This window comes from Acinetobacter sp. TUM15071 (assembly GCF_008980925.1).
Taxonomy (GTDB): domain Bacteria; phylum Pseudomonadota; class Gammaproteobacteria; order Pseudomonadales; family Moraxellaceae; genus Acinetobacter; species Acinetobacter dispersus.
Genome location: NZ_BKGB01000035.1, coordinates 1 through 4482 on the forward strand (window position 1 = coordinate 1; position 4482 = coordinate 4482).

Consider the following 4482-nt stretch of genomic DNA (forward strand, 5'->3'; position numbering starts at 1 on the left):
TAAAAATATAAATATTTTGTCCATCTAGGAGGAATTACAGAATATTGCGATGAACAAGAAATGTTAAGTAATGCTTGGTACAGATATCAATCTTAAAGTATAGATCTTTTAATTCATGAACTTAGGTTTAGTTTTTTATTATTTTAGCAATAAGTTCAACAATAGACTACTCAAGCAACTAAAAAATTAAAAATATTCGATAAATTATGAAGTTAATTATTGGAAAGTATGAATAAAAAATATAAATTATTAAAAATAATAAGTCTTTAAACATCGAGGATTTTTGTGTCTTTAGAACCAGGTGGCTTTGCAGAAAAAATAGGAAATCGTTATGAATCTTCTTGGGTGACATTTCAGCTCTTAAGATTGTTAGATGAAAAAATTTCTTATGTTCAAGTTGAACCTGTTGGTCCAGATGAAGATGCTGTAGATGTTATTATTGGTAATCTGGATGGATCTAAAGAGCATCATCAATGCAAAATTGGAAATGTTTCTGATGGTGCTTGGTCTCTTTCTACTCTTCAATCTAAAGAACTTCTAACAAAGGGTTTTCAACACATTCTATCTGGTTCAAAGTCCTATAAGGTAGTTTCAAGAATTGGTTTTAGATTACTTGAAGATATCTGTGAAAGTGCTCGAAATAGTACAGGTTCAAGTTCTGATTTTTACAAATATCAAATCCAAAATATTAGTGAAGAACGACGTAAATTATTTAGTGAATTGTGTAAAAAATTAGAATTAAATCTATCAAAACCTGAAGATTTAGATAAAGCTCTTCACTTTCTAAAGTGTTTTGAAATACAGAAATTTAATGAAGATGATATAGATCATGAATTATGTATATTATTAGCTGAAAAATTAGTTTATCAGCCTCCTAACCATCTTGTTCATTTCCTTCAAAGTTACCCTGTTAAATGCGGTAAGTTAAGAACACGTATTACATCTCATACTCTTAAAGCAGATTTAGAAGCTCACCACTTTTCCTTTAAAACCTATCAGGGTGATCCTCATATATCCGATGTAATAGCAACGCTAAATGATGAATTTGATCGCTCAATCGAGCCTTATTTAATATCACAACAAAACATTCAACGTGCCGAGTTCAATACTACATTAGATACTGTTAATAATAGCCCAATCACAATAATTAAAGCTGATGCAGGGGTTGGCAAGAGTGCTTTCTTATTAGATTTGAAAAAACATTTTGTTCGATCTGGGACTATTGTTCTTCCTATTCGACTAGATAGACGAGTTCCTCAAAAAAATCTCGATCAATTTGGAAAAGATTTAGGATTTCCATATTCGCCCATTGCATGCTTAGAAAAATATGGACAGGGTCAAGAAATTATCATCTTGCTTGATCAATTAGATGCTCTTCGTTGGACTGCTCTTCACTCATCAAATGCATTAGATATATGCATTAAAATGGTTACAGAGATTCTTTTACTACGCCAATATAGCAATATCAATATAAAAATTATTATGGCAACAAGAAACTTTGAGCTTGAAGATGATGTGCGCCTAAGAAATTGGATCAGTGAACTCAATAGTGATGTCAAACAGATGGAATTAAAACTGTTTGAGCCAGATCAGATTAAGCCATATGTTAGCCAATTTGAAGACTATGATCAGTTGAGTAATGAGCAACAGAATATTTTAAAAATTCCTTTATGGCTAGGTATTTATATTGATCTAGCCAATGATTTAGGGTGCGCTCCTAAATTTACAACAAAATTAGATTTAATCAGATCTTTCATCGATGATAGATTTAAACAACTCACTGATAGTCATAGTATTTCTATAGCAAATAGTGAAAATTTCTTCAACGAAGTTATAAATTTGATGAATCAAGCTAACAAACTAAGTGTTTCATCAACTCAATTATCAATTGGCTCATCAGAAATTAAGAAAGCTATGATTTCTGTCGGATTACTTACTGAGCAAAATAGAGAAATTAGTTTTAGACATCAAGCAATCCATGATTATGCGATAGGAAAAAAGTTATATTCGCAAGGTCTTAGTTCTCCTGAAGATTTCTTACATGAATTAGGTCCAAAAAATCAACAAACCCTTTTAAAACGAGAGCATCTCAGATATGCACTCGCGATGTTATATGAAGCAGATGAAAGAGCTTTCTGTAATTGTATTGAAGCAGTTCTTTTTCATTCTGAGATTCGTTTCCACTTAAAATCATTGGTATTTAGTACATTACGGTATATAGAGAACTTTAAAGCTCCCCTTAAAAAGCTTATAAATAAGATCATTTCAGATCCTGATCTAGCACCTCATTTTATAAGATTAAGTTGTAGCGGTTGCCCTACACTCGTTCAATATCTTTCTGAAAATCATTATCTAAGTGATTGGTTAGATGAGAATAGTGATATGCAACCTAAAGCTCTAGAGCTTTTAAGCTCAGTTTCTGATAAAGCTCCAAACTTGTTGATCAATGAATTATCTAAGTTCGTGAATCAATCACCTGAGTGGAATCAAAAGATATACAACTGTTTATGTTGGAAAATTAGTGATGATTCAGAGGAATTATTTAATCTTCGCATTGAGCTAATTCAAAATGGAGTCAACAGTAACTATATTTTTTGGGATGACTTAACTAAAAAGTATCCGTTAAGAGCTTTGCATCTATTAAAGGTCATGTGTAATGAAGAATTATATACAAGACTAAGCTCAAGAGAAGAATGGTCTGATTACAACACAGAGTGTATTGAGAAACTTGCTGAAAGCCATTCACAAGATGTGCTAAGGATTTTTTTACCTTTTTTAGATCAGTATTTTTCTGAACCTCTAATTGAGGATTTTGATGCTTTTAAATGGTCTGAAGAATATGCTGTAAGAACATCGTTTGAAACTTTTATATACAAAGCCTTATTCACTCTCGTCATTAAAGCTTCTCAGAATATGGCTTTACAATCTACTGAACTTTTTCATTTATTAATCCCATTAAAAAATAATCCCAATCTAATATTTAATCGTATATATGCTAATGCTTTTTTAAATATTGAGATAGATCATGCTGATTTTGTAATTGAATGGCTGTTAGATAACTCAATCGATAAGTTCAAATTAGGAAATGATAACGAAGAACCTGTTTGGAAATTGGCTGGGAAACTAATTGAAAAATTTTCGCCTCATTGTAATCAAAAAAACTTTGAGGAACTTGAAAATACAATTTATTATTTTCCTCCTGATTATGAGTTAGAAGAAATTAGATGGCTCTTAGAAGCTACACGTATAAACCGCTACATACCTTATTGGGGTAAAACTCAATATTATTTACTGCCTAAATTAGATTTATCTCGTATTTCTAAAAAGTCTAAACAACTAATTACCATACTTAACCGTAAATATGAAAACTATACTGAAAATGATTTTTGTCATAATACCAACAGTATGGCAGGGTTTGTTAGATCTCCCATTAAAAATTTCCTTCAACTATCAGATAAAGCTTGGAAAAAATTAATACTGACAGATCCCAAAGAGTTTAAAGGCTTTAAATTTGATCAGGAAAGCACCGAATGTAGTATTCAGCAGTTTTCAAGTAATTTTAGAAGTGCTGTGAATGCTGAACCTAAACGTTTTGCAGAATTTGCTTTGACCTTACCGAAAAATATTCATCAAGATTATATTAATGCTTTATATGCAGGATTAAGTGAAAATAGTCTTGATCAAGTTCCAGAGCATCTAAAAGAACAATGGACCCCCTGTCCTATTGATTTGATTGAACAAGTTATCGATCATTTTTCATCTATAAATTATTCTAGAGCACTCCAAAAAATACTTTCTGGAAGAGTTAAATTACTATCTCCAAAATACTTAAAACTACTGGAAGATATTGCTTTATCAGCGGATGACCCATTACCAAATAAATTAAATATTCATAGAGGAGGTCAACCTAATCAAATAGATGAAATTTCAAGCCATGATTTATCTGGAAATACTTTTAACTGTACAAGAGGAAGCGCATATAAAGGATTGGCTGAAAAATTTTGGGATGATCAAGAATATGCTCTTTCTCACAAATATCTTATTGAAAATGCTTTAAATGATGAACATGCGGCTGTAAGAATGGCAACTGCTGATTTACTTCTACCCATGTATAATTATGAACGTAATTATGCTTTTCAAAAGTTTATAGAATTATGTCAAAAAGACATTAGAAATACCTTAAGTCATGGCTATTACTACTATTTCAATAATGCATTTAGTAGTGAATTTAAATTGTCATTTATAGCTCTTGTACAAATGATGGTGGGTTCTCCATATCAAGATGTTAGAAAAGAAGGTCATAAACAAGTTATTGCTCGATGGTTATTCAATGGTTTATTTGAAGAAGAGCTGAAACAAGGCCTCCAGTCCAAAAATAATGAAAGTCTTTTGGGTTATGCTTCAGTAATTAGCCAACTTCTTGGTGATGATACAAAAGGATATGATCACTCAAAAATGAAACAGACCTTTGAGATCTTAGTT

1 protein-coding gene is annotated in these 4482 nt (G+C 31.2%); it reads left to right on the forward strand.

Going from position 1 to position 4482, the window contains the following annotated elements; genetic code table 11:
* Nucleotides 1-285 precede the first annotated feature (285 nt).
* Nucleotides 286-4482 (forward strand): hypothetical protein (locus GBI66_RS19075; RefSeq protein ID WP_151717176.1); only part of this gene is annotated, 4197 nt, incomplete at its 3' end.